Genomic DNA, 26293 nt, shown 5'->3' on the forward strand with positions numbered 1-26293 from the left:
GTGAGCGGGACGATAAAAATCCCGCGCGCGACGGCGAGCGGTCCGGATCGTGAACGGGTTCGTGAGCCCTACGCGACCGGGGTCCGCTCGACGACGGTCCCGTTCACGGTCGGGTACTGCTCGACGATCTCGCCCTCCGTGAGGTCGCCGTCCTCGATCATCTCCTCGAGGAGCCACCAGGCGACCTCGACGTGGTTCGTCTTGACGGTGTAGAACTCCTCGGGGACGCCGAGCGCCTCGAACCGCTCGGGGTCGGCGAACGCCTTCCCGTAGACGAGCGTGCCGTCGTCCGTGACCTCGTCGAACTCGCGGCGGACGTTCCGGGCCATCCGCTTGAGGCGGTTGCGGTGCTGGGCGGCGTCCTTGAACACCGACGTACAGAAGTACACCTTCTCGTGGGAGGCCATCTCCTCGACGATCGAGGCGTCCTTCGATCCCTCGACGGCGGACATGTGTCCCTCCTGGAGCTCGAAGCCCTCCTCCTGCATCCGCCGGTAGTTGCCGTCGCTCATCTCGAACTCGTTGACGTTACAGAACTCCGCCGCGCCCTCGTCGAGGAACTCCAGGAACTCCGGCTCCGCGCGGATGCCGGGTATCTCGAACGCCGGCGTGAGTCCCTCCTCGCGGGCGATGTACAGGATCTCCTCCCACTCGGTACCGTGCATGTCGCCCCACAGCTCCAGGGGCGGATGGAAACGGATCTCGTCGAGGCCGGCCTCGCTCAGCCGGCGCATGTTCTCGCGGCCGCCGGGGATCCCCGTGTAGAGGTGAGTGTGATGGTCCTCGCCGAACTCGTCTTTGAGCAGTTCGAGGTACCGCGTCGTCTTCGCCATCGCCTCCTGTGGCTCCCCGCCCGTGATCGAGGTGCCGAGCGCGCTCATGCGTTTGGCCTCCTCGATCACGTCCTCGTCGGACTCCACCTTCCGCTCGTTGGCGTACACGTCGGTGACGTTCTTCCGGTTCTCCCCGAGGGGGCAGTAGAAACAGTCCCGCTGGTCGCAGTAGCCGTAGACGAAGAGCACCATCTTCCCGCCCTTGGCGCACTGTTCACAGCCCTTGGAGATCATCTACGGTCCCGTACCGGCCGCGGCCTCAAAAAGCGACCGGACTCCGCACGCCCGGGAGAGCCGTTCTCACGGAGGGTCGGGGTCGCGAGGGGCGACGCGGTCGCAGACACAAAGTATGTACCCCCGCCCCGGCGAACGGGAGGCATGGATCGACCGTCGAACGACGAGGAGACGCGAGGCGACGCCCGGCGGAACACGAACGCTCCGGTCACCCGGCGGCGAGCGCTCGCCGCCGGAGGGGCGCTCGGGATCGCCGGAATCGCGGGCTGTACCGCGCTCGACGTCGCGACCGGTGATCCGGCCGAGTTCGAGGCCGGCACCGCGACGGTGGCGGACGCGGCCCTCGACGAGACCGGGTACGAGCTCAACGAGGTCTCCGACCGCGCGGTCTCCCGGGAGGTCGAGGTGGCCGGGACGACCCGGGAGGTCCGGGTGGTCAACCGCGTCGCGGAGTACGACAAGGCCGTCGAGGTGCTCGGCGAGCGCTACCAGGCGGCGGTGTTCGCGGTGCTCACGACGCCGCGGATCGAGGTGCTCGGGCGGGCGGTCAACCCCGTCGGCGACCTCGACGACGAGGAGCGTGCCGAGCTGATCGTGGACCGCTACGAGAACGTCGACTCCCTCGAACGGGGCTCGGAGTACACCACGACCGTCCTCGACGCGGACGCCGACGTGGTCGTGTACACCGCCGACGGCGAGATAGCGGGAACGGGCGCGAGCACCGAGCTCGAGTTCCACGTCGGCGGGGCGGTCGAGGCCGGCGAGGACTACGTCGTCCCGATGGCCGCCTTCCCGGCGTCGTTCGGGGACGGCGAGAACGTCCGCCGAATGCTGAACGGCATCGAACACGATCCGGCGTAGCGGCCCGCGGTCCGCCGTCTCCGGAGCGTGAACCGTCGCGGTCCGTCGCGACCCGTCCCGATCCGCCCCGGCCGATCAGGAAACCTCGCCGTCCATCGACCCGCGATGCCAGCGGCCCGTCTCGGTGTCGCACTCGACGCAGTGCGCGACGACGACCTCCTCCCCTTCGGCGTCCTCGATCCGGTCCAGCTCGCCCTCGGTCTCGGCGTCGCAGTCGGGACAGTATCGGAGTTTCGGCTGGGTTCCGTACTCCAGCGGCGCGCCGATCGCGAACGCCCGGACCCGTTCGTCGCCGTAGTTCCAGCCCCGCTGGAACTCCTCACGGCCGAACCGGACGATCTCGTCCGCGCCGACCTCGACGGGACCCGCCCCGGTTTCGAACGTCGCCGTTCCCGAGAGGACGCAGAAGACCTCCTCCTGGACCTCGTGGCTGTGGTACGCGAACGCGAAGCTGTCGCCGGATTCGAGCTCGTAGTAGTTGATCGCCACGTCGGTGAGCCCGAGCGGTTCGGTGAGCTTGCGCATCACCGCGGCGGGCTGTACGTCGTTTTCCACGTCGTCGATGCGAACCCGATCCATGACGGTCCTTGGAAGCGACCCACCAAAACCGTGTGGAGCGTGCGCCGGATCCACGAGACACGAAGGAGAAGTCGACGAGGTCGGTCGTCGGCGGCCGACGACCCGATAAGGGGGGAACGTGTGCCTCCGTCCGCGATCGGATGGACGACTGCGTCCGGGTTAAACGCCTCGCGGTCGTGTGGTCACGGTGCATACGCGTACCGTCGGGTCATCACCCGGAGGACGCTCGAGCCCGGAGCATGGGGATGCCCGAATCCGGACATCGGGAACCCCCGGAGAGCGATCGTGAGATCGTTCCTCCGGGAGTCGAGCCCGCTCGACCGCGCGGCTCATTCGTGACGGTGGTGGTCGTGGCCGCCGCGCGAGAACCGTCCCGAGAACGCCCGGTCGACGACCTCGGAGAGCGCCGGGTGGACGTGGACCGCGTCGCGAATGTCCGTAACGGTCCCCGAACCCGCGGTCATCGCGACCACGACCTCCTCGATCAGGTTCGAGGCCTCGGGGCCCATAACGTGACAGCCGAGTATCTCGCCGTCCGGATCGATGAGCACCTTCACGAACCCGTCGGCGTGCATCGCGCTCCCCCGAGCCGTCTCGTCGTAGGCGTACGTGTTGGTGGCGTAGTCGGCGTCGGCCTCCCGGAGGTCCCGTTCGCGCGCGCCGACGCCGGCGACCTCGGGCGAGGCGAACACCGCGAACGGCATCGCCGAGTAATCGACCGGCTCCGACTCGTCGCCGAGCAGGTTGCGGATCACGGCCTTCGCCTCGTGGTTCGCGCTGTGTTTGAGCAGGTACTCGCCGACGACGTCGCCGAGCGCCCACACTCCATCCGCGTCCGTCCGGAGGTACTCGTCGGTCTCGACGAATCCCCTCCCATCGGTCTCGACCCCGGTCGCGTCGAGGTTCAGCGCGTCCGTGTTCGGGCGGCGGCCCGCGGCGACGAGCAACGCGTCGCCCGTGACGGTGACGTTCTCGGCCTCCCCGGGCGGTCCGACCCGCTCGCCGCCCGAACGGACCGAGTCGGCCTCGGGGTACGGCCGGGCCTCGACCGTCACCTCGCCGGCGTCCTCGTCGACCGCGACGGCCTCGTAGCCCGCGTACACGTCGAACCGGTCGGCGTAGCGGTCGGTGAAGGCCTCGCCCACCTCCCCGTCCGCCTCCGGGAGCAGGCGTTCGCGCCGGCCGACGATCGTCACGTCGCTGCCGAACGTCCCGAAGAAGTGGCCGAGCTCGGCCGCGATGTATCCGCCGCCGACGATGGCGAGGTGCTCCGGCGGCGACTCCAGCCGGAGCGCCTCCGTACTCGTGAGGTACTCCACCTCCTCGATCCCGTCGATCGGCGGGATCGAGGGTCGCGTCCCGGTGGCGATCAGGACGGTGTCGGCCCGCAGCGTCGCGCCCTCGTCGTCGCCGGAAACGACCTCGACGGTGCGGTCGTCGACGAACCGTCCGGTTCCCGAGAACAGCTCGTGGGCGTCCGAGGACGTGAGCCCCCGCCGGATCGACTCGGAGCTCTCGGCGACGTCCTCGGTGACCGTCCGGACGATCTCCGCGAAGTCGACGTCGGTCACCTCGGCCTCGATCTCGAACGCGCCCGCACCCTCGATCGTCTCGAGCACCTCGGCGTGATAGAGGAGCTTCTTCGAGGGGATGCACCCGCGGTTGAGACACGTCCCGCCGAGCCGGCCCTCCTCGACGACCGCGACCGAGTTCCCCCGGCTCGCCATCGCGTTCGCCACGTCCAGCCCCGACCCCGATCCGATCACGAGAAAGTCGAACTCCTGCATGCCTCCGACGAGGGCGGCCACCCTCATCAAGGGCCGTCCGTGGTGGTGCCCGCGACACACGACCGCGAGAGCTCGAATCCCGACTCCGTCGGCCCGAGCCGAAAGCATATGCCGGCCCCTCGCATACCATCGCTGAATGCTGCTCGTCCTCTGTGTCGACCTCGACGACGACCTCGGCCGCAAGACCGGGATCCCGACCCCCGTGATCGGCGACGACGACGTCACCGAGGCCGCGGTCGCGCTCGCGACGGCCGACCCGGAGGACTCGGACGTGAACGTGCTGTTCCAGGGCGTGACCGTCCACGACGAGCTGGCCGCCGAGGGCGAGGCCGTCGAGGTCGCGGCCGTCACGGGCGTCGACGGTCCGGACGTCAAGGCCAACCGCGCGGTCGGCGCGGAGGTCGACCGCGTGCTCGCGGAGCTGTCGACCGGCGAGGACGTCTCGGCGATCGTGATCACCGACGGAGCCCAGGACGAGTCGGTGCTCCCCGTGATCCGCTCGCGGATGCGGATCGACGGGGTCCGCCGCGTCGTCGTCCGGCAGGCACAGGACCTCGAGTCGCTGTACTACACGATGAAACAGGTGCTCGCGGACCCCGAGACCCGCGGGACCATCCTCGTGCCGCTCGGAATCCTCCTCCTCATCTACCCGCTCGTCGTGGTCGCGAACCTCTTCGACGTGGAGGGGGCGGCCGTGCTCGGACTCATCTCCGGCGGCGTCGGCCTCTACTCGCTGTTCCGCGGGCTTGGGTTGGAGGACACCGTCGACGGCGCGGCCGACGCGGTCCGAAACGTGCTCTACGCCGGACGGGTGACGCTCATCACGTACGTCGTCGCGCTCGCGTTGGTCCTCGTCGGCGGCGTTCAGGGAACCGAGACGGTCGAGGCGGTCCGCGGCGTCGTCGACGGGAGCCTCCCGGTGACCGCGACCGTCACCGCGTTCGTTCACGGGTTCGTCCAGTGGCTCGCCGTGGCGGGCGTGACCTCCAGTCTCGGACAGATCACCGACGAGTACCTCGCCGGCCGCTTCCGGTGGCGGTACCTCAACGCGCCGTTCTACGTCGTCGCCATCGCGGTCGTGCTGTACGCGGTGTCCGGGTTCCTCCTCCCGCCCGCGCCGGGCGTCACCTCGCTGGAGCTCGCGGACCTGGCGATGGCGCTGGCGGTCGGGACGCTGCTCGGCGTGTTGAGCACGCTCACGTTCGCGATCGCCGAGTCGCAGCTCCCGACCGGGGAGCCGGCCTGAAGGCCGAGATCGGGGCGGGAGGCTTCGTTGAACGTCTGTTAATCAGGCGTATGATCGCCTGAACCGATCGGTCGATGTAGACTGCTTGAAGGACGGTCGTTTCGATGTGATTAGAGTGAGTAGAAGAGTATCGTTGCTGGCGCGGTGACCATCTCCAAAGCCCCAGTCGCGACGGCTCCCGCGGCTCGCTGCGGTCCTCAGTCGTTCGCGTTGCTCACTCCCTGCGGTCCTTACGTCGCCGGGGTTCGCCCTCGCGACTGCCCCTTTGAGTCCCACCCCGCACCTCACGCCTCCCCAGCCTCGTCGCTCACTTCGTTCGCGACGTCCCTCGCGGGCCGGTCGCGGGCCGGTGGCCCGCTCCCGGGCGCGCCACCGCAATCCGGATCGTTCGTGGCTTCGTCTGTATTGACCGAACCGGTGCTTGATCTATCACTCGCTGTAGATTTCGACGGAGCCGAACCGGAGGTCACCGCGGCGTCCACTGCTCGCAGGCCTCCATGTCGTCCATCAGCTCGTCGTAGTGGGCGCAGTACGGCCGCATCCCGTCGTCGGTTCGAACGTAGTCGAACTCCGCGCAGTTCCCGCAGTAGGTGTCCCCGGGCCCGTCGCGTGCGGCGGCGGCGTTCTCTTCCCGTGATCCGTCCGTCGGCGCGATCGGGGACGACGGCGTCTCCGGTCCGGCCGAACCGTTCGGTCCGGTCCCGTCGACTCCATCCGAACCGCCGCCGTCGAGCGGCGAGGAGAGGTCCGCCGTCTCGCTCCCGCCGTCGCTTCGACCGGAGGGGACCGTCGACGGCGTGCCGAGCGAACCGCCGGCGTTCCCCACGGAGTCGTCGAGTCCCGTCGAGTCGTCCGGCCGGTTCGTCTGCGTCTCCACGTCGCCGTCGGGCGTGCCGCCGAGGAGGCCCACTCCGCCGCCGAGCCCCTGGATCCGGTCGCGTTCGACCTCGATGACCTTCGTCTCGCCCTTGTGGGTCACCTCCATCGTCACCGTCCCGCCGGGGTCGTTTCGGGTCTTGAAGTTGGCGACGCCGACGAACACGCACCACATCGTCGTCGCGGCCCCGAGGAAGTAGACGCCGGCGGTCGGCAGGGTGAGGTCCACGAGCTCCGGGCGCGGCCCGCCGACCCAGTGGTTCGGGTACGCCTGCGAGAACAGCGCGACGCCGAGCGCCATGATCGCCGCGCCGACGACAGCGGCCGTCCGGGTGCGTCGGTCGGCCGGCAGCACCGTCATCACGCCGAGCGTGACGAGCGGGACGCCGATCCCGCCGAGGATCCCGCCGAGCCGCCGCGCCGCGCCGGAGCTGTAGCCGCTCGGCACGAGCACCTCCGCGGCGACGAGGATCCCCGCGACGAGGAGCAGCGTGCCGCCGACGAACAGCCCCGCCCCGAGCGACAGCCGCCGCGGGTCGACCTCGGAGCGCCCCTTCCCCCCGTACGCCTCCGAGAGACTAGTCATACGCCCCCTTCGTCTCCCACCGTGAAAACAGTACGTCAGACGTTCACCCGATCTCGGGACGACGTCGTCGGGATCGTCGATGTCGTCCACCCTTCATCGACGTCGTCGTCCCCCACCGAGGACGCGCTCCTCGTCGAGGACGCGCTAGACGAGCGCGTCGAGGTCGGCGTGCGCGTCGAGCAGCTCCGCCATCCGGTCGACGGTGCGGGCGTCGCGGGTCCGCCCGCCGCTTATCACCGCCTCGACGCGGTCGATCGCGGTCGCGGTGTCGGTGTTCATCGCGAGCACGGCCGTCCCGGCCTCGGCGGCCCGGCCGAGCACCGCGCCCGAGGGCCGGTGACCGCCGGTGAGCACGAGACACTTGACGCCGGAGGCGTCGAGGGCGGCGGCCTGGACGTCCGCGCGGTCGCCGCCGGTGATCACCGCGGCGTCGCGGGCGCGCCGGAAGTGCCGCAGCGCCTCGTCGCCGCCCATCGCACCGACGAGGAACCGCTCGACGAACGCGTCCCCGGGGCCGTCGGTCAGCAGCTCCGCGCCGAGCTCGTCGGCGAGGTCGGCGACCGTGACGCCCGCGAGCTCCTTCTCGTGCGGGAGCGCCCCGAACACGGATATCCCGCGGGACTCGAGGAACGGGATCCCGTCGTGATCGAGCGAGTCGAAGGCGGCGTCACCCACCTTGTTGAAGAGGACGCCCGCGAGCCGGTCGCCGAACGCGTCGGCGGCTGCGAGCACCTCGTCGAGGTCGCCGGGCGACCCGTACTCCGCCACGAGCACGACCCGCGCGTCGAGCAGCTCCGCCACGTCGACGTCGGTGAGGTCGACGACGCCGCCGGTGGTCCAGTCGCCGCCGCCCTCGACGAACATGTGGTCGCGGTCGGCGGCCAGCTCGTCGAACTCCCCGCGGATCCGCTCGCGGAGCGCGCCGGCGTCCTCGGTGCCCCGGACCGCGCCCTCGACGAACGTCGGCGAGTAGACGACGGGCTCCATCTGGTGCATCTCGGCGTCCAGACCGAGGACCTCGCGGGCGAGCATCGGGTCGCGGTCGAGCGTCTTGCCGACGTTCGACTGGAGCCGCGTCCCCTTCGGTTTCATGTAGCCGACGCTCCCGTCGCGGTCGGCGGCGAGCCGAGCGAGCGCGAGGGTGATCGCAGTCTTTCCGGCGCCTTCTCCGGTCGCGGTGACGAGTGTGGTGGTGTCTGTCATTGGTTGGGTTCCTCGAAGTCGAGTTCCTCGGGATCGACGGTGAGTCGGACGTCCACGGCGGCGACGTTCGTGCCGCCGTCGGCGTCGGGCAGTGCGACGAGCGGGTTGATGTCGAGTTCCAGGATCGCGGGGAAGTCGGTGACGAGCTGTGAGAGCCGCCCGATCGTCTCGATCACGGCGTCGACGTCGACCGGGTCGCGGCCGCGAGCGCCCCGCAACAGGGGTGCCGACCGGATCTCCTCGGTCATCTCGCGGGCCTCGGGCTCGGAGACGGGCGCGACGCGGAAGGCGGTGTCCTCCATCACTTCCACGAAGATCCCACCGAGCCCGAACATCACGAGCGGGCCGAACTGCGGGTCCCGGTTCATCCCCACGATGGTCTCGACGCCGTCGTCGAGGTCGACCATCTCCTGAACCTGGACGCCGAGGATCGTCGCGTCCGGCTGGTAGTTCCGCGCGCGAGTGATCAGGTCCTCGTAGGTGTCGGCCACGTCCGCGTCGGCGACGCCGACCGCGACCCCGCCGATGTCGGACTTGTGGAGAACGTCCGGCGAGACGATCTTCATGACCACGTCGCCGTCGATCCCGGCCGCGACCTCGCTCGCGCGTGCCGGCGAGTCGACGATCTCGCCGGCGGGCGTCTCGATCCCGTAGGCGTCGAGCAGCTCCATCGCCTCCACGCCGAGGCGGTTGTCGTCGCGGTCGCGGACCGACGAAAGAATTTCGCGGGCGCGCTCGCGGTCGACGTCGAACGACATCGGCTCGGCGTACTCGCGCGCTCTGATGTCTCGGTACTCCGCGAGCGTCGCGAGGCTCTCGATCCCGCGAGCGGGGTCGAAGTAACAGGGGATCCCCGCCGCCTGGAGCTTCCGTTTCGGCTCGCGGGTCCGGTCGCCGCCCATCAGGCAGGCGGCCACCGGGGCGTCGACGTCCGAGACCGTCTCGCGTACCGCCTCGCCCAGCTCGTCGAACTCGAGGGTCGCGGTCGGCGCGGCCAACACCAGCGCGGCCCCGACGTTGTCGTCGGCGATCACCGTCTCGAGCGCCTCGCGGAACCGGTCGACGTCGGCGTCGCCGATCACGTCGACGGGGTTGTGGACGTTCGCCTCCTCCGGCATGGACTCGCGGAGCGCCTCGGTGGTCTCGCCCGTGAACGAGGCCAGCTCGAGGCCGGCGTCGCCGACCGCGTCGGTCGCCATCACGCCCGGGCCGCCGGCGTTCGTGACGATCGCGACGCTGTCGGTGTCGGGGAGCGGCTGGCTGCCGAGGATGCCGGCGGCGTCGAACAGCTCGTCGACCGACTCCGCGCGGATGACGCCGGCCTGGTCGAGCCCCGCCTCGTAGGCCTTCTCCGAGCCGGCAAGCGTGCCGGTGTGGGAGGAGGCGGCCTGTGCGCCCGCGCTCGTGCGCCCCGACTTCACGGCCACGATCGGGGTGTCGGCGGCGGTCTCGCGGGCGGTCTCGATGAACTCGCGGCCGTCCTCGATCCCCTCGAGGTAGCCGATGATCACGTCCGTGCCCTCGTCGTCGCCCCAGTGGTCGACGAAGTCGGTCTCGTCGAGGACCGCCTTGTTTCCGAGCGAGACCACGTCCTTGAACCCGACGCCGTTGTCGTTGGCCCAGTCGAGGACCGCCGTGACGAACGCGCCGGACTGGCTCATGAACGAGAGCCCGCCGGGGAGCGCGTTCTCGGGGCCGAACGTGGCGTTCATTCCCGAGGGCGTCGACATGATACCGAGGCTATTCGGGCCGACGAGGTTCAACTCGTACTCCTCGGCGATCTCGGCGAGGCGACGCTCGCGTGCCGCGCCGTCCTCGCCGGTCTCGCCGAACCCCGCGGTGATCACGACGACGTTTTCCACCCCCGCCTCGCCGCACGCCTCGATGGCGTCTAACACGATCGAGGGCGGAACGACGACGACCGCCACGTCGGCGTCGGCGTCGCCGATCCCGTCGACGCAGGTCGTCCCGAGCACCTCGTCGTAGTTCGGGTTGACGGGGACCGTCTCGCCGTCGAAGTCCGCGAGCAGGTTCGACGTGACGGCGCGGCCGACCGCCCCCTCGCGGGCCGTCGCGCCGACGACCGCGACCCGGTCCGGGTCGAACAGTTCGTTGAGCGTACCCATCGTTTCCCGCCTACGCGGACTACGGCTTTAATAACGGTGACTGGTTCCCGGTTCCGGGAATCCACACCGACGCGCGCGCGAAACGACCGATCGACGGACGGACCGGGGCGCGCCCCTCGCTCGGGGGCGATCCCGTTCGCGGGATCCCGTTCGCGTCCGGAGGGAGGACCGCTTCCGCCAGCGGCGGCGCTCGTAGTCGTGGCGTTCGGCGCCCCGGTCATACCCGAGCTCTCTCGATACGGCACAGATGGTCATGACCGTCCGGTTATCACGATCGAAAAGTACGGTTCGATCGTCGACGGACGGATCGATGACGGCGACGTTGCCGGAGCGAGTCAGTCCGCGGAGACCTCCGGCGTGTCGAAGGCGGCACCGAGGGCGCCGGCTCCCTCGTCGGACTCCATCGTCAGGCGGACCCCGCCATCGGTGAGTTCGAGCGTCGCGTCGGTGACGCCTCGCGAGTACTCCGCGGCGTGGTCGCCGTCGGGGTCGAACCGGACGCCCTCGGTGAGAAGCGGCGTCTCGCTCAGCCGTTCGACCTTTCGGTAGGCCGTCGAGAGCGCGATGTCGCAGGCGTCGGCGATCTCGCTCGTCGTCATCGGCTCGTCCGCCATCGCGAGGATCGTCCGGCAGTCGGGGTCCGAGAGCGCGTCGAACGCGGTGTCCAGGTCTCCGTCGGTCTCCGTCAGCGTCGTCGGTCCACCCAGGCGGGACGGGTCTCGCTTCATGTCTATACGTCGGCGCTCCATCCCCCCGAACCCCATCCCTGTATATGCGGGGTGTTTTATACCGGATCCCGCGAGCCCCGCGGGCCGTCAACGTTTTGTTCGGCGGGAGGGACGGACGAACGATGGGATCCGGCATCCGCGCGGAGGTCTCGCTGCCGACGTCGGCACCGTCCCCGTTCGACGGCGTCGTCGACGGGTCGACCCCGATCTACAGCGTCGCACGAAGCCGGATCACACCCGAGTCGCCGGACGCGAACGACGCGGCTGACGGCACCGAAACGGCCGACGGCGACGATCTCCCCGACGACACGGCCGACGGCGACGACACGGCCGCGAGCTCCGGCGTCCCGGCGGACGCCGCCGCCGACACCGTCGTGATCGAGTTCCTCGCGGACGCCGACCTCGAGGTTCCGGAGGGCGTCGAGACGGTGTTCGACTACGGTCGGAAGGCGGCCTATCGGTTCGAGGTACCCTGTGCGGACGGGTCGCCGTTCTCGGTGCTCGACCGCCACGGCGTCCCGGCGACGGAGACGGTCGTCCGCGACGGCCGGCTCCTCGTGACGTTCCACGCGGCGGACCTTCCGACGCTGCGGACGGTCCTCGGGGAGCTCCAGGAGTCGTGTGCGGACATGCAGGTGCTTCGGCTGTTACAGTCGTCGTCGACGCCCGAGGAGAGCGACCTGGTCACCTTCGACCGGAGCGAGCTGACGGAACGACAGCGCGAGGTTCTCTCGGCCGCGTACGACGCCGGCTACTTCGACCACCCGAAGGGCGCGAACGCGGGCGAGGTCGCCGCGGACCTCGGCATCGATCGGTCGACGTTCAGCGAGCACGTCGCGGCCGCCCAGCGGAAGATCCTCGCGACCGTGCTCGACTCGTGACGCTCGCGACCGTCGATCCCTCGGATTCTGACGGCATGGGAACTCGATGATCGTTTGATAGGAACGGGCGTGCTATTCGTATCCATGACGACACCCACACACACGTTCGTCTGCCCGGAGTGTCGCCACTCGTTCGAGGTGGACGACGCGATGCGGGAGGCGCTGCTCGAAGCCGGCTGTGTCGTCTGCGGCGCGCCCGTCGTCGACGCCGACCTCACCGCCCCGACCGTCGAGTGACCCGCCGGTGAATCACTCGCCGCCGAGACGACTTCCGGTCCGGAGAGCGTCGCGGCCGTCGCCCGGTCTCGTGTGGTTTATGCGTGCGTATGTAGAGACGTAGCGTATGACGACGAAGCGCGAGGCCGAGATGTCCGCGTCGGCGATCGACGCGTTCCTCGCCCGCCACGAGACCGGCGTGCTCTCGCTCGCCCGCGACGACGCCCCGTACGCGATCCCGATCTCCTACGGCTACGACGAGGACACACGCGAGGCGTTCCTGCGGCTGGTTTCGACCGTCGACAGCGAGAAGCGCGAGTTCCTCGGCTCCGACCCCGACGCCCGCCTCGTGGTGTACGAGGAGGACGGCGAAGACTACGCCAGCGTCGTCGCCGTCGGAACGCTCGAACGCGTCGACCCCGCGGAACTCACCCCCGAGCGGATCGCCCAGTACGGCGAGACCCGTCGCCCGCTCTTCGAGATCTGGGCCGACGGCAAGCCCGACCTCGACATCCAGCTCTACCGGCTCGCGCCCGACCGGCTGACCGGTCGGACGGTCACCGTCGACCGCGACGAGGGCGAGTAACCCGGGCCGTTCCCGCGTCACGCTCGTCGTCGTTTCCTCCTCTCGCTTGCTCCCTCTCCGTCCTCCCTCCACGCTCGTTTTCCGCTCCGCTCGGACTCCCGTGTGACCGCGCCGGCGAAGTAGAGAAACCGTGGGGAACGGTGATCGGATGAACGGAGAGCGGCGGAAGCGAAAACGACGGAATCGAGGACGGGTGGACGTGCGGATCCGGGCCCGACCGGCCGGGCTACGCCTCGGCGAAGTCGTCCGGGCTCACGGCGGTCGTACAGACCGGACAGCCGACCTCGAGGATGGTCTCGCGCATCTCGTCGTTCACCTCGATGGTCTGGTTACAGCCCGGACACGAGAACTCTGCGGTCGTCACGATGGTCCCTCGTTGGTCGAAAAACGGCGGCGGGCGATATAAACCACCGGCTTTCGGTTCGATCGCGGTCGAACCCCGACCGGCCGTCGGAGGCTCGACCGTCGGTGGCGTCCGATCGAGTCGGAAGACGTGCGAGGAAGTGCTCGACTGCGAGTCGATCCGGGCGACGGTATGAGTGCGGGCCGATCCGGGCGACGGTCGATGGTGATCGGTCGCCTACGCGAACGCGAGCGAGTCGTCGGCGCCGGTCTCGTCGGTCTCCTGAAGCTTCTCGTAGGCCTCGAGGAAGTCGTCGAGCGTGACCTGCGTCCGGTCGTCGCGGATCGCGAACATCCCGGCCTCGGTGCAGATCGCCTTGATGTCCGCGCCGGAGGCGTCCTCGACCATGGCGGCGAGTTCGGTGAAGTCGATGCCGTCGGCGAGGTTCATCTTGCGGGTGTGGATCTGGAAGATGATCTCTCGGCCCGCCGTGTCGGGCTTGGGGACCTCGATGAGCCGGTCGAACCGACCCGGACGCAGGATGGCGGGATCGAGCATGTCGAAGCGGTTGGTGGCGGCGATGATCCGGACCTCGCCGCGCTCGTCGAAGCCGTCCATCTCGCTGAGTAGCTGCATCATCGTGCGCTGGACCTCGGCGTCGCCGGAGGTCTTCGAGTCCGTCCGCTTGGAGGCGATCGCGTCGATCTCGTCGATGAAGAGGACGGCTGGCTGGTTCTCGCGGGCGACCTCGAAGAGGTCGCGGACGAGCTTCGCGCCCTCGCCGATGAACTTGTGGACCAGCTCGGAGCCGGCCATCTTGATGAACGTGGCGTCGGTCTCGTTGGCGACCGCCTTCGCCAGCATCGTCTTCCCGGTTCCCGGCGGGCCGTACAGGAGGACGCCGCTCGGCGGCTGGATGCCGACGTCCTCGAACATCTCCGGGCTCTCGAGCGGCATCTCGACCGTCTCGCGGACCTCCTGCATCTGCTCTTCGAGCCCGCCGATGTCGTTGTATGTGACGTCGGGGGAGTGTTCGACCTGCATGACGCGAGCCCGGACGTCCGTCTCCTTCTCGAGTTTCTTGACGACGGAGAGCGAGTTGTTGACCGCGACGCGGTCGTCGGGGTCGACCTTCTCGCGCATCTCGTCGGTTATCTCCGTCAGCGCCTCCTGGTTGTTGCCGTGCTGTTTGATGACCGCGCCGTCCTCCGTGAGCTCCTGGACGGTGGCCACGAAGAGCGGCGACTGCTTGAGCTTCTTGTTCTCGTGGGTGAGCCGCTCGAGCTTCTGTTGGTACTTGTTGTTCTCGGCGTTGGCGTCGAGGAGCTTGTCGCGCATCTCCTCGTTCTGGGTCTCGAGGACCTCCAGGCGCTCCTGGAGGGTCTCGATCTTCTCCTGTCTCGACGCCGACCCCTCGTAGGGCATGTCGACGTCGTCGACGGTGTCACTCATTGTCCGTAATAAAGCGTCTCGCGGATAAGAGGTTTCGGGTGGGGGCACTCGAGAACCGTCCCGTCACGAAAATGAATGCCCAATAGTAATAAAACAGGATAGTAAATATTATTTAACGGCATGAGTTACTGATGACCACGCATGAGCACCACGGAAGCCGTCGCCGCCGACGAGGACGTTTCGGACCGCTGGGAGGCCGTTCGCGACCTGCCGCCGAGCGCCAAGCTCGTCGCGAAGGTCCTCGATTACAACGACACGCTGACCCAGAGCCAGCTCGCCGAGGAGACGCTGCTCCCGCCGCGGACCGTCCGGTACGCGCTCTCGCGGCTCGAGGAGGAGGACGTGATCGACGCCCGTTTCTCGTTTACCGACGCCCGGAAACGGCTGTACTCGCTCGCGGTCTGATCCGTGCTGCCGACTCCATAGTCCCGCTCCGACGTCCCGAGAGGTTAAATCCGATGCCGACCCAGCCGCCGTGTGGTCTCGACAGACGACGTCAAACGGGCGCTCGCCGCGCTGGCGACCCGGACGGACACCGCGACCCGCCCCTACGCGGCGGTGATAGACGAGGCGGACGCCGCCCGCGCCGACCTCCGTCGAGCGGCCGGGTTCGTCGAGGCCGTCGGGCTCGACCGGCTCGACGCGGCGGTCGCGGAGGCGGACCGCGCCGGTGACGGCGACCTCGCGGACCGCGGACGCGAGGCGCTCGAGGCGTACCGCCGGTATCGAACCGTCGCCGCGGGCGGCGACGATCGGTCCGACCGAGCCGGAACCAACCCCCCCGACGGCCCCGGAACCCCTAAATCCGACACGGGCCAATCCGCGACCAGATGACACGGGTGATCCACACCGGCGACACCCACGTCGGGTACCAGCAGTACCACTCGCCGGTCAGACGCCAGGACTTCCTCGACGCGTTCGGGGCCGTCGTCGACGACGCGATCGACGACGACGTCGACGCGGTCGTCCATGCAGGCGACCTCTTCCACGACCGGCGTCCCGAGCTCCCCGGCCTCATGGGGACGATCACCGTCCTCCGGCGGCTCGCGGACGCCGGCGTTCCCTTCCTCGCCGTCGTGGGAAACCACGAGTCGACGCGGGGGGGCCAGTGGCTCGACCTCTTCGAGCGGCTGGGGCTCGCCACCCGACTCGGCGGTTCGCCGACCGTCGTCGGCGACACGGCCTTCTACGGGCTCGACCACGTCCCCGTCTCCCGCCGCGACGATCTCGAGTACGCGTTCGAGCCGCACGACGCCGACTACGCGGCGCTCGTCGCCCACGGGCTCTTCGAACCCTTCGCGCACGCCGACTGGGACACGGAGACCGTCCTCGACGAGAGCGACGTCGACTTCGACGCGATGCTCCTCGGCGACAACCACACCCCCGACCGCGCCGAGGTCGCGGGGACGTGGGTCACCTATCCGGGGTCGACCGAGCGCGCGAGCGCCAGCGAGCGGGAGGGCCGCGGCTACAACCTCGTCACCTTCGACGAGGCGGCCGTGGGCGGCGACGACCGGGTGGAGATCCGCCGTCGCGCGCTCGACACCCGGGAGTTCGTCTTCGTGAGCGTCGACCTCAGGTCCGGGGAGGGCGAAGCACGCGTCCGCGAGCGGATCCGCGAACACGACCTCGCGGACGCCGTCGTGCTCGTCGAGATAACCGGCGAGGGCGACCCGGTCACCCCGGCCGCGATCGAGGAGTTCGCGGACGCCGAGGGCGCGCTCGTCGCGCGCGTCACCGACCGCCGGACGGTCGAGACCGAGGAGGAAATAGACGTGAGTTTCGCCGACCCGGAGGTGGCCGTCCGCGAGCGGATCGAGGGGATGGGACTCTCGTCGACCGGGCTCGACGTGGACGACGTGGTCCGGTCGGATTCGGTCGCCGACAGCAACGTCCGCGAGACGGTGAAGACCCGCGTCGAGGAACGGCTCGACGATCCCGGTGCGTTCGTCGGAACGGCGGGGGACGAAGACGGCACCGGGGAGGACGTCGAGACCGACGACGAGGGGGCGACGGACGAGGGAGAAACGGCGGCCGACGACGACGGCGGCGACGCTGACGCCGATGACGAGGACGCCCGGGAGGGTACGGACGACGACCCCGGCAGCGACGACGAACCGACGGAGTCGTCGACGCCCGCCGACGGACAGGTCTCCATGGAGGACTACCTGTGAGGTTCGACCGGATCCGGCTCTCGAACTTCAAGCCGTACGGGGACGCCGACCTGCGGCTCTCGGAGGGCGTCACCGTCATCCACGGGATCAACGGCAGCGGCAAGTCGTCGCTGCTCGAGGCCTGTTTCTTCGCCCTCTACGGATCGAAGGCGCTGGAGGGGACTCTCGAGGACGTGATCACGAACGGTGAGGAGGAGACCGAGGTCGACCTCTGGTTCACCCACGACGGGGTCGCCTATCGCGTCGAGCGACGACTCCGGCGGTACGACGACCGCGTCGACCACGCGTGCTCGCTCGAGACCACCGCGGGCGGCGACGTGACGCGCGAGGGCGCGACGGCGGTTCGGCGGTTCGTGACCGAGCTGCTCCGGATGGACGCCGACGCGTTCGTCAACTGTGCGTACGTCCGGCAAGGCGAGGTGAACGCGCTCATCAACGCCACGCCGAGCGGGCGGCAGGACGTGATCGACGACCTCCTCCAGCTGGGCAAACTGGAGGAATACCGCGAGCGCGCGGGGGACGCCCGTCTGGGCGTAGAGGACGTGTTGAACGCCAAGCGTGCCGTCCTCGACGAGAAGGAGACGCGGATCGAGCGGAAGGAGGACGAGGACCTCTACGACCGGCTCAACGGACTCGAGAGCGAGCTCGCGGAGGTGACCGAGGAGGTCGACCACTACGAGGATCAGCGGGAGCGCGCGAGGGAGACGCGGGAGGAGGCGGCCGAGACGCTCGCGACCCACGAGGAGAAGCGGTCCGAGCTGGCGGAGCTCGAGGAGGACATCGCGGGGATCGAGTCGGCGATCCGCGAGACGGAACGCGAACGCGACGAGCATCGGGAGGCGATCCGCGAGACCCGCGAGCGGATCGAGTCGGTCGAGTCCGCGATCGACGACCGGCTCGACGCGGCCGATCTCGAGGCCGCGACCGACGAGGCGATCGCGAGTCGCCGGGAGGCGCTCGACGACCGGGAGGCGGAGGTCCGCGAGGAGCTCGACGACGGGCGGGTGAGAGCCGAGGCGTTCCGCAACCAGGCGACGAACCTCGCGGCGAAGGCCGACGACCTCGCCGAACGTGCCGCGGAGGCGGCGAACGAGGCCGACGACATCGCGGACGAGGCCGAGGCCGCGGAGTCGGACGCCATGGAGCGCGAGTCCGCGCTCGAGGAGCTCGAAGCGGAGGCCGAGACGCTCCGCGATCGGTTCGAGACGGCCGACGTCGACGTCGATCGCGACGACGCGAGGACGCGTCACGAGACGCTGCGGGAGCGGCGCGGCGAGGTGCGCGAACGCGTCGCGGAGCTGGAGACGGAGCTGAAGAACGCCCGCGAGCGCGTCGCGGAGGCCGAGGAGCTGCTCGCGGCGGGCAAGTGTCCCGAGTGCGGCCAGCCCGTCGAGGGGTCCCCGCACGCGACCGGGATCGAGGCGGACCGCGAGCGCGTCGCGGAGCTGGAGACCACCCTCTCGACGGTCCGCGAACGAGCGAGCGAACTCGACGACCGGATCGGGACGCTCGACGCGCTCGTCGAGGCGGCCGAAAGGCTCGACGAGATAGACGAGCGGACCGCGACTCTGGAGGAGCGTGCAGCGGAGAAACGCGAGGAGGCCGAATCGAAGCGGGACGCCGCGGCCGAGAAGCGCGAGGAAGCGGCCGAAAGGCGTGAGGAGGCCGAATCGACCCGCGAGATCGCCGCGGAGAAACGCGGGGAGGCCGAGGCCGCCGCCGAGCGCGTGAGCGAGTTGGAGGACGCCCTGTCGATCGTCGAGGACGCCCGCGAGGCGGTGGACGCGGTCGAGGAGCGGCTGTCGACCGTCGAGGAACTGAACGCGGAGATCGAGCGTCGCCGCGAGAAGCGCGAGAACCTCGAGGCGGTGAACGACGAGCGGCGCGACCGGCTCGCCGACGAGCGCGACCGGCGCGACGCGTTGCGGGAGGCGGTCGACGAGGCGGCGGTCGAGGCGGCGAAAGAGCGGAAGGCGGACGCCGAGGAGTACCTCGAGGAGGTCGACGAGGAGCTCGATCGGCTCGACGGGAGACGAACCGAACTCCAGAACGCGATCGGCGGCGTGAGAGGCGAGATCGAGGCGTTAGAGGAGCTCCGCGAGGAGCGCGAGACGCTCGCCGAGACCGTCTCGGCCCTCGAGTCGCTACACGAGGAGACGAACGAGCTGGAGGCGACCTACGGCGACCTCCGTGCGGAGCTCCGCCAGCGCAACGTTCGTGAACTCGAACGCACCCTCAACGAGACGTTCGAGCTGGTGTACGGCAACGACGCGTACTCGCACATCGAACTCGACGGCGAGTACGCCCTCACCGTCTACCAGAAGAACGGGCAGGCGCTCGATCCCGAGCAGCTCTCCGGGGGCGAGCGGGCGCTCTTCAACCTCTCGTTGCGTTGTGCGATCTACCGGCTGCTCGCGGAGGGGATCGAGGGGGCCGCGCCGACGCCGCCGCTCATCCTCGACGAGCCGACGGTCTTCCTCGACTCCGGACACGTCTCACGGCTCGTGGACCTCGTCGAGGAGATGCGCGGGTTCGGCGTCAAACAGATCGTGATCGTGAGCCACGACGACGAGCTGGTCGGGGCCGCAGACGAGCTCGTGACCGTCGAGAAGGACCCGCGAACGAACCGATCGACCGTCACCCGGGAGGACGCCGCCGGGATCGACATCGCGTCGCTCGCGGACGACTGAGTCGCAGGCGACGAAGGAGTCCGGGTAGGCGATCCGCTACGAGCCGCCGTCAGTCGGCTCCGCGTCGTCGAGCGACTCCACGTCGTCGGTCATCGTCTCGCCGCGCAACATCCGGACCGCCTCCTCGGCGGTCGTCGTCGCGGCGTATCCCCGGCGACCGCCCACGTCGGCCTCCTCGATCAGCCCCGCGACGCGGAACTCCGCGAGCCGGCCGTGGAGGTCGGACTCGCACATGTCGTAGGCGTCGCCGAGCGCGAGGACCGACAGCGGCCCGCGGTCGACGAGTTCGACGAGCAGTCCCAGCGTCCGGTCGTCGTGGACCGCCCGGATCGTCCGGCGGACCGGTTCGGGAACCCCTCGCGCGGCGGTCGTGAGCGGTGACTCGCCGTCGGCGACCTCAAGCGCGTCGTTCGCGACGTACCGCTCCTCGCCCGTTTCCGGGTCCAGGATCCGGCTCGAGTCGCCGGATCGCTTCACGAGGAGGTACGTGTCGCCGTCGGCGTCTCGAACCGTCTGCATGGGGTTCGGATAGGGCGTCGAGACGCATTACGGTTCCGGGGACGGATCACGGTTCCGAGGATCGATCGCGGTCGGGACCGGTCGCTGGACCGACATCCTCGTCCGCGTTCGCCGGATCCCCGTTCACCGGATCCCCGTTCACCGGATCCACGCCATCGTTCTCGGCGTCATCGTCCTCGTCCTCGGCGCCTTCACGCGATCGGTCCCACGCGCGATACGTCTGATACGTCCGGATCCCGGCCAACGCTCCGACGACGAGGAGCCCCGCGCCGATCCGGCTCCATCCCTCGAAGAACCAGACGAGCGGGCCGAGCGCGACGAGGAGGACCGCGGCGTTCGCGTAGATCACGGCGACGACGAACGCGCGGAGGGTGTCGCCGTCGACGTCGCCGGCGGCGGAGAAGTCGCCGTCGTCGTCGAACGTCTTCACCGAGGGCGCCTTCGGGATGTCCGGCGTCATGTCGCGTTCGGCGTCGGAGCTCTCTCCGAAGGAGACCTCGCCCTCGTCGTCCTCGTCGAAGAACACGTCCGCCGCTACGACGCGACGGGTCAAAGGGGTTGTGTCCGCCCGCCATGGGCGGATGCGTCGGGGGATCGCTGGTTCGTGGCCGACGGACCGCCTCAGGCGGCGTCGGCGAGTCGGACCGTTCGGCTCGCCTCGACCCACGCGAGCGGGTTCTCCGCCTCGAAGAGTACCACGTTGCCGTCGTCCTCGTACACCTCCACGTCGGCGTCGACCGCGTCGTGGTCGCCCGAGCGGTGCGTCCCGTCGTCCCGAAGTGGGTTCGAGGGCATGGACCGTGGTAAGTCGTTACACGATATATGCTTTTCCGTGGGGGTGAGTGTCACCGGTCGGGCCCGTTGGCGACCGACGGTGGCGGGGACGAACGCCGGTCTTTTAGCCGGGTACGCCGAACGGAGCGTATGACTCAGTCGGGGCTCTCGGACTTCTCGTCGCCCGGCGGGACGGGCGACGGCGACGGAGACGACTCCCGCGGCGACCTCGCCGCCGAGGAGGCGAAGGTCGTCGCCGGCGGCGGACACGGACGCGTCAGCGACGTCGTCGACGTCGACGAGGCGAAGTTCCCGGAATCGACCGGCACCGTCGATCTGATGATCACCCAGATCGACTACGCGGTCGAGGGGTACGGCAGCGACGAGTACCCCGTCGTCCACGTGTTCGGCCGGCGGCCGGATCCCGACGGCGACGACACCGTCGAACACCTCCGCGTGCTCGGCGTCGAGCCGTACTTCTACGTGCCCACCGCGGAGCTCGATCGCGACCCGGTCGAGGCCTACGACGTCGTCATCGGCGTCCGCGAGGAGGGCCCCGACGGCGAGCCGTACGAGAGCATCCGCGGCGAGCCGCTCACCCGGATCGTCACCCGAACTCCCCGCGACGTGGGGAACGTCCGCGACGACTTCGAGACCACCTTCGAGGCGGACATCCTCTTTCCGAATCGCTTTCTGATCGACAACGGGCTCAACGGCGGGCTTCGGGTCGAGGAGCGCCGTCTCGACGACGACGAGGGGACGATCCAGGTCCACGAGGGCCACCTCGAGCCGGCCGACGTCGACGCCGAGATGCGGGTGAACACCTTCGACATCGAGGTCGACGACCGCCGCGGGTTCCCCGAGGACGGCGAGGAGCCGATCGTCTGTCTCACCAGCCACGACTCCTACGACGACGAGTACGTCGTCTGGCTGTACGACGCGCCCGAGGCGGCGGTGCCGCCGCCGGCGGAGCTCCCCGACTACGAGGGGATCGTCGAGGGGGCGGAACTCGACTTCCGGGTCGAAGTCTTCGAGGAGGAGGCGGCGATGCTCGACGCGTTCGTCGACTACCTCGAAGGGACCGATCCGGATCTCTTCACGGGGTGGAATTGCCTTCCAGCGGATAGCCAAATTCTCAAAGCTGACGGGACTGAACAGCGGATCGAAGACGTATCCGTTGGGGACGAGGTGATCGGAAGCAACGAACAAGAGACGACAACCGCGGAGGTCACGAACAAGTGGAAAAGCGAGAAAGAGATCCTCCAGTACGAACTCGCGGACGGAACTACTCTCAGCAGCTCTGAAGATCATCGTGTGATGGTCGGCGACGACGAGCAGATCGACTGGAAGGAGGGAAGCGAGATCGGGGTCGGCGATTATCTCCTCAAGCCACGAAAATTGAACGTCGATTCGGCTCGAATTCCGACTCTCGGTGACCTCGTCCCGATCGAATACCAGCGGTTCGGAAGTAAAGAGGCTATCAAATCGTTCAAATCCGAACTTCCCTACGGTGCCGTTTCGGAGCTCGCAGATGAGTTCGGCCTCGCGACAGGAACGTTACATCATCCGAAGACGGACATCTGGACCCCGGAGCGCTGTCGGGTTGCGGCTGACCAATACGATGTCGCGCTTCCTGACGGAGGGTATGAATACCGCCGTACGCGGAAAGACCTCGACAGAGAACTCACCACCCATGAGCTGTATCTCGCGGGATTAGTTCTCACAGATGGGACAATGTCGTCCGACGATGGGATCCGTTTCTACAACACTCGCGAGGAGTTACACGAACAGTTCCCCGGTGAGATACATCTCGAACCCGACGGGAAAGGATGCTACAAACAGAACGTGTTGGACTACGCGAGAATGTACGCGTTCAACGGCCTCGGAATCCCGTTTGGTGACAAAAACGCGGAGCAGGTCGATCTCTCGACCGTTTTCGAGCTCCCTGAATCACACATCGAACAATTCCTGGCGGGAGTTATCGACGGAGACGGGAGCGTTTCGTCTTCAGTGACCGTTGCGGCCGAAAACCGGACCATCGGTGAATGGTACGTGAAGTTATTCCGCCGGCTGGGCATCTACGCAGAACAGCGTGAGAACGTGGTTCGGGTTCCGAGCGCAGAGTGTGACATCCAGCAGCTCAAGGCTCGGATCCTCCCTTACCTCTCCCATTCAGAGAAGCGAGATGCAGTGAAAACGCTGGACGGTGGAAAGAGTGGGCGGAGCGAGAACATCCCGTACGCGCTCTTTGAGGCGGACACCGGCACCGACGAGAAGCGGATCGGTCGAGACAAACACCGCCGAGGAATTAATCTCAAACGCCACGAGACGACGCGAAACGAGTGGGAAGAGTACGTGTTCGTGGAGGTGACGGACGTGGATTGTGTCGGTACGGAGACGACCTACGACATCGAGACGAGCACGCACAATTTCTTCGCAGACGACTGTCTCGTCCACAACTGCGAGGACTTCGACGTTCCGTACTTCTTCGATCGGATGGAAGAGCTTGATCCGGGAAGCCAGTACGATCTTTCGGTAGATCGATTCTCCCGCATCGACGAGGTGTGGCGGTCCGGCTGGGGCGGCCCCGACATCAAGGGTCGGGTCGTCTTCGACCTGCTGTACGCCTACAAGCGCACGATGTTCACGGAGCTGGAGTCGTACCGGCTCGACGCGGTCGGCGAGCGCGAACTCGGCGTCGGCAAGGAACGGTACGCCGGCGACATCGGCGACCTCTGGGAGCAGGACCCCGAGCGTCTCCTGGAGTACAGCATCCGCGACGTGGAGCTGTGCGTCGAGATCGACCGAGCACAGGACGTGATCGCGTTCTGGGACGAGGTGCGGACGTTCGTCGGCTGTAAGATCGAGGACGCGCCGACACCCGGCGACACCGTCGACATGTACGTCCTCCACAAGGCGTTCGGGAAGTTCGCGCTCCCGACGAAAGGCCAACAGGAGTCGGAGGAGTTCGAGGGCGGCGCGGTCTTCGAGCCCATTACGGGGGTGAAAGAGATGGTAACTGTCCAAGACTTGAAAAGTCTCTACCCCATGTGTATGGTAACGATCAACGCGGGGCCGGAGACGAAGGTCGATCCCGACGCGTACGACGGCGAGACGTACGTCGCACCGAACGGGACCCACTTCCGGAAGGAGCCGGACGGTATCATGCGCGAGATGGTCGACGAGTTGCTCGACGAGCGCGAACAGAAGAAGGCGCTCAGAAACGACCACGATCCCGGAACGGACGCGTACGAACAGTACGACCGGCAACAGGGAGCCGTCAAGGTGATCATGAACTGCTTTACGCCGGACACGGAGGTGTTGACGCCCGCCGGAGTGCGGTCGATCACCGATCTCGACGTCGGCGACGAGGTGTACTCGCTCGATCCGGACACCGAGGAGATGGCGGTCAAGCCCGTCGAGGAGACGCACGCGTATCCCGAGTATCGCGGCGAACTCGTCGACATCGAGACGTCGAAGGCCGACTTCCGCGTGACGCCGAACCACCGGATGGTGGTCCGGAAGAACGAGACGAACGGGATCACGGAGGACGGCTACGGGTTCGTCGAGGCGGGCGACCTCGACCGTGCGACGAACTACGAACTCCCGCACGACTGGGACGGCCCGGAGGGGGAACGGATCGACGAGGTGGACCTGACGGAACTGATCGACGGGGAGTACGAGGTGTGGGTCCGACCGAGCGTACACGGCCACACGTTCACCGCCGAACTCGGCTGGACGCCGCGGCGCGTCCCGAAGGCGGACGTCGGACGGACCGGGTACGTCTTCACCGCCGAGGAGTTCGAGGAGCACCGCGAGTACGTCGAGTCGGTCTGTGAGACGAGTTTCGTCCACCGCGAATCCGGTCGAAAGTGGATCCCACGGACCTACGACGGCGACGACTTCCTCGAGTTGCTGGCGTGGTACGTCACCGAGGGCAACGTGTACACCTCTGAGGAGAAGACGTTCGGCGAGAACCATCGAGGATCCGCGACGACGGTGAAGATCGCACAGAACGCCATCGCCGACGGCGGCGGTCACCACGCCAATATCGGCGATCTACTCGACGGGATGGGGTTCGACTGCTACGTCGACGACCGCGCCCATCAGTTCACCTCGAAGCTTCTCGGGGAGATGCTTCGAAACCGGTGTGGTGGCGACAGCTTCGAAAAACGGATCCCGGCGTTCGTCTTCGACGTGTCCCGGGACCAGAAGCGCCGCTTCCTGGAGACGCTGATCGACGGGGACGGGGACCAGCAGTCCGGATCGTGGCGGTACACCACGTCCAGCGATCGGCTTCGCGACGACGTACTCCGGCTGTGTGCGCACCTCGGGCTGACCGCGAGTTACAACCGCGACAGCGGGAGCTGGCGGATCTACGTGGCCGAGAACGCGAAGAACACGCTACGAATGCATCGAAGCGGATCACGGAGCGAGGCCGAAAACGGCGTCTACTGTGTGACGGTCGCGGACAACCACACGTTGCTCGCGGGACGGAACGGGAAGTTCCAGTTCGTCGGTCAATCACTCTATGGTGTGACAGGTTGGGATCGGTTCCGGCTGTACGACAAAGAAGGTGCGGCAGCCGTCACATCTACCGGTCGTGAAGTTATCGACTTTACTGAGACTGCCGCAAACGAGCTAAACTATCAAGTAGCTTATGGAGATACTGATTCAGTAATGTTATCTCTGTCTGACATGTCAAAAGAAAAGGCTATCGAGACGTCCTTCGACATTCAAGAACACATCAACGAGCGGTACGACGACTTCGCACGCGAGGAGTTGAACGCCGACTTCCATCGCTTCGAGATCGAGTTCGAGAAGCTCTACCGGCGGTTCTTCCAGGCCGGCAAGAAGAAGCGCTACGCGGGTCACATCGTCTGGAAGGAGGGGAAGGACGTCGACGACATCGACATCACGGGCTTCGAGTACAAGCGGTCGGACATCGCGGGCATCACGAAGGAGGTCCAACAGCACGTCATCGAGACCATCGTCACGGGCGACGACATCGACGAGGACTTAGCGGAGATCACGACGTACCTCTCGGGCGTCATCGACGACTTCCTCGCGGGGGACGTCGACGTCGAGGAGATCGGGATCCCGGGCGGGATCGGCAAGCGGCTCGACGCCTACGAGACGCCGACCGCGCAGGTCCGGGGCGCACAGTACGCCAACGAGCTGCTCGGGACGAACTTCGGGCGGGGTTCGAAGCCGAAACGGCTCTACCTGAGGAAGGTCCACCCGGACTTCTGGGAGCGGATGGAGGGCGAGGAGGGGTTCGATCCCCAGCGGAACGGGCTCTACGGCGAGTTCAAACGCGACCCGGACGTGATCTGCTTCGAGTACGCGGACCAGATCCCCGAGGAGTTCGAGGTCGACTGGGAGAAGATGCTCGAGAAGACGCTGAAAGGACCCATCGAGCGGGTGATCGAGGCGCTCGGCACCTCCTGGAAGGAGGTCAAGACGGGCCAGGAGCAGACGGGCCTCGGCTCGTTCATGTGATCTCTCCAAACTACGTTTTCGTTCCTGAAAGAATTGTTCTCTAATTCGTGATTTTGGACGGGATATCCGTAACTATTAACCTCCGCAACACCTTCGG

22 protein-coding genes are annotated in these 26293 nt (G+C 67.8%); 10 read left to right on the plus strand and 12 right to left on the minus strand.

All coding sequences use genetic code 11. The features are described 5' to 3' along the window. Positions 1-68 precede the first annotated feature (68 nt). On the minus strand, positions 69-1067 hold the full coding sequence (locus EAO78_RS08600) for a radical SAM protein (RefSeq protein WP_122105437.1): 999 nt from the start codon (positions 1065-1067) through the stop codon (positions 69-71). 144 nt (positions 1068-1211) lie between these two features. Here EAO78_RS08600 and EAO78_RS08605 point away from each other — a divergent pair, with 144 nt between their 5' ends. Beyond that, on the plus strand, positions 1212-1928 hold the full coding sequence (locus tag EAO78_RS08605; RefSeq protein ID WP_122105438.1) for a DUF6517 family protein: 717 nt from the start codon (positions 1212-1214) through the stop codon (positions 1926-1928). Between the two features lie 75 nt (positions 1929-2003). Here EAO78_RS08605 and EAO78_RS08610 read toward each other — a convergent pair whose 3' ends face one another. Further along, on the minus strand, positions 2004-2507 hold the full coding sequence (locus EAO78_RS08610) for a cupin domain-containing protein (RefSeq protein ID WP_122105439.1): 504 nt from the start codon (positions 2505-2507) through the stop codon (positions 2004-2006). A 329-nt stretch (positions 2508-2836) separates the two neighbouring features. Beyond that, positions 2837-4294: a dihydrolipoyl dehydrogenase gene (locus EAO78_RS08615; protein ID WP_122105440.1), complete on the minus strand. Its 1458-nt coding sequence runs from the start codon at positions 4292-4294 to the stop codon at positions 2837-2839. A 136-nt stretch (positions 4295-4430) separates the two neighbouring features. Here EAO78_RS08615 and EAO78_RS08620 point away from each other — a divergent pair, with 136 nt between their 5' ends. Then, the gene (locus EAO78_RS08620; protein WP_122105441.1) at positions 4431-5540 is read left to right on the plus strand and encodes a DUF373 family protein; all 1110 of its coding nucleotides are present in this window, start codon (positions 4431-4433) and stop codon (positions 5538-5540) included. Positions 5541-6006: 466 nt separating this feature from the next. Here the strand turns inward: EAO78_RS08620 and EAO78_RS08625 are convergent, their stop codons facing one another. The 4 genes from EAO78_RS08625 to EAO78_RS08640 form a co-directional block, all read right to left on the minus strand. Beyond that, on the minus strand, positions 6007-7002 hold the full coding sequence (locus EAO78_RS08625; protein WP_122105442.1) for a cell division protein CdpA domain-containing protein: 996 nt from the start codon (positions 7000-7002) through the stop codon (positions 6007-6009). A 144-nt stretch (positions 7003-7146) separates the two neighbouring features. Continuing rightward, positions 7147-8205: a phosphotransacetylase family protein gene (locus EAO78_RS08630; RefSeq protein WP_122105443.1), complete on the minus strand. Its 1059-nt coding sequence runs from the start codon at positions 8203-8205 to the stop codon at positions 7147-7149. After that, the gene (locus tag EAO78_RS08635) at positions 8202-10331 is read right to left on the minus strand and encodes an acetate--CoA ligase family protein (protein ID WP_122105444.1); all 2130 of its coding nucleotides are present in this window, start codon (positions 10329-10331) and stop codon (positions 8202-8204) included. Before EAO78_RS08635 ends, EAO78_RS08630 begins: the two co-directional genes overlap by 4 nt. Before the next feature lie 335 nt (positions 10332-10666). Then, positions 10667-11059 (minus strand): winged helix-turn-helix domain-containing protein, encoded by a 393-nt coding sequence (locus EAO78_RS08640; RefSeq protein ID WP_122105562.1) that lies wholly within the window; start codon positions 11057-11059, stop codon positions 10667-10669. A gap of 122 nt (positions 11060-11181) precedes the next feature. Between EAO78_RS08640 and EAO78_RS08650 the strand changes: the two genes are divergently transcribed. The 3 genes from EAO78_RS08650 (at position 11182) to EAO78_RS08660 (ending at position 12742) form a co-directional block, all read left to right on the plus strand. After that, the gene (locus tag EAO78_RS08650; protein ID WP_238987652.1) at positions 11182-11940 is read left to right on the plus strand and encodes a helix-turn-helix domain-containing protein; all 759 of its coding nucleotides are present in this window, start codon (positions 11182-11184) and stop codon (positions 11938-11940) included. 84 nt (positions 11941-12024) lie between these two features. After that, the gene (locus tag EAO78_RS08655) at positions 12025-12177 is read left to right on the plus strand and encodes a DUF7560 family zinc ribbon protein (RefSeq protein WP_112079253.1); all 153 of its coding nucleotides are present in this window, start codon (positions 12025-12027) and stop codon (positions 12175-12177) included. Positions 12178-12283: 106 nt separating this feature from the next. Further along, positions 12284-12742 (plus strand): pyridoxamine 5'-phosphate oxidase family protein, encoded by a 459-nt coding sequence (locus tag EAO78_RS08660; protein ID WP_122105445.1) that lies wholly within the window; start codon positions 12284-12286, stop codon positions 12740-12742. A gap of 226 nt (positions 12743-12968) precedes the next feature. Here EAO78_RS08660 and EAO78_RS08665 read toward each other — a convergent pair whose 3' ends face one another. Then, on the minus strand, positions 12969-13106 hold the full coding sequence (locus EAO78_RS08665) for a DUF7560 family zinc ribbon protein (protein ID WP_122105446.1): 138 nt from the start codon (positions 13104-13106) through the stop codon (positions 12969-12971). 216 nt (positions 13107-13322) lie between these two features. After that, complete coding sequence (gene pan1, locus EAO78_RS08670) at positions 13323-14537, minus strand: proteasome-activating nucleotidase Pan1 (protein ID WP_122105447.1); 1215 nt, start codon at positions 14535-14537, stop codon at positions 13323-13325. 141 nt (positions 14538-14678) lie between these two features. Here pan1 and EAO78_RS08675 point away from each other — a divergent pair, with 141 nt between their 5' ends. The 4 genes from EAO78_RS08675 to rad50 all read left to right on the plus strand — a co-directional run bounded on the left by EAO78_RS08675 (position 14679) and on the right by rad50 (position 19401). Further along, positions 14679-14942: a winged helix-turn-helix domain-containing protein gene (locus EAO78_RS08675; RefSeq protein ID WP_122105448.1), complete on the plus strand. Its 264-nt coding sequence runs from the start codon at positions 14679-14681 to the stop codon at positions 14940-14942. A gap of 72 nt (positions 14943-15014) precedes the next feature. Then, the gene (locus EAO78_RS08680; RefSeq protein WP_122105449.1) at positions 15015-15371 is read left to right on the plus strand and encodes a hypothetical protein; all 357 of its coding nucleotides are present in this window, start codon (positions 15015-15017) and stop codon (positions 15369-15371) included. Then, a complete protein-coding gene (mre11, locus tag EAO78_RS08685) occupies positions 15368-16711 on the plus strand; it encodes a DNA double-strand break repair protein Mre11 (RefSeq protein ID WP_122105450.1) in 1344 nt (447 codons plus the stop codon). Before EAO78_RS08680 ends, mre11 begins: the two co-directional genes overlap by 4 nt. Beyond that, the gene (rad50, locus tag EAO78_RS08690; RefSeq protein WP_122105451.1) at positions 16708-19401 is read left to right on the plus strand and encodes a DNA double-strand break repair ATPase Rad50; all 2694 of its coding nucleotides are present in this window, start codon (positions 16708-16710) and stop codon (positions 19399-19401) included. The genes mre11 and rad50 overlap by 4 nt, the downstream gene beginning before the upstream one ends. Positions 19402-19437: 36 nt before the next feature. On the opposite strand, the gene EAO78_RS08695 is transcribed toward rad50, so the two are convergent. The 3 genes from EAO78_RS08695 to EAO78_RS18160 all read right to left on the minus strand — a co-directional run bounded on the left by EAO78_RS08695 (position 19438) and on the right by EAO78_RS18160 (position 20715). Beyond that, positions 19438-19920: a DUF7346 family protein gene (locus EAO78_RS08695; protein WP_122105452.1), complete on the minus strand. Its 483-nt coding sequence runs from the start codon at positions 19918-19920 to the stop codon at positions 19438-19440. A 46-nt stretch (positions 19921-19966) separates the two neighbouring features. Continuing rightward, positions 19967-20446, minus strand: a complete 480-nt coding sequence (locus EAO78_RS08700) for a DUF7322 domain-containing protein (RefSeq protein WP_238987653.1) — start codon at positions 20444-20446, stop codon at positions 19967-19969. A 95-nt stretch (positions 20447-20541) separates the two neighbouring features. Continuing rightward, positions 20542-20715, minus strand: a complete 174-nt coding sequence (locus tag EAO78_RS18160) for a DUF7331 family protein (RefSeq protein ID WP_203227857.1) — start codon at positions 20713-20715, stop codon at positions 20542-20544. A 129-nt stretch (positions 20716-20844) separates the two neighbouring features. Between EAO78_RS18160 and EAO78_RS08705 the strand changes: the two genes are divergently transcribed. Then, positions 20845-26196, plus strand: coding sequence for a DNA polymerase domain-containing protein (locus tag EAO78_RS08705; protein WP_122105453.1), 5352 nt, complete (start codon positions 20845-20847; stop codon positions 26194-26196). Positions 26197-26293: the final 97 nt, after the last annotated feature.

Source organism: Halobellus captivus (genome assembly GCF_003697845.1).
GTDB lineage: Archaea > Halobacteriota > Halobacteria > Halobacteriales > Haloferacaceae > Halorubrum > Halorubrum glutamatedens.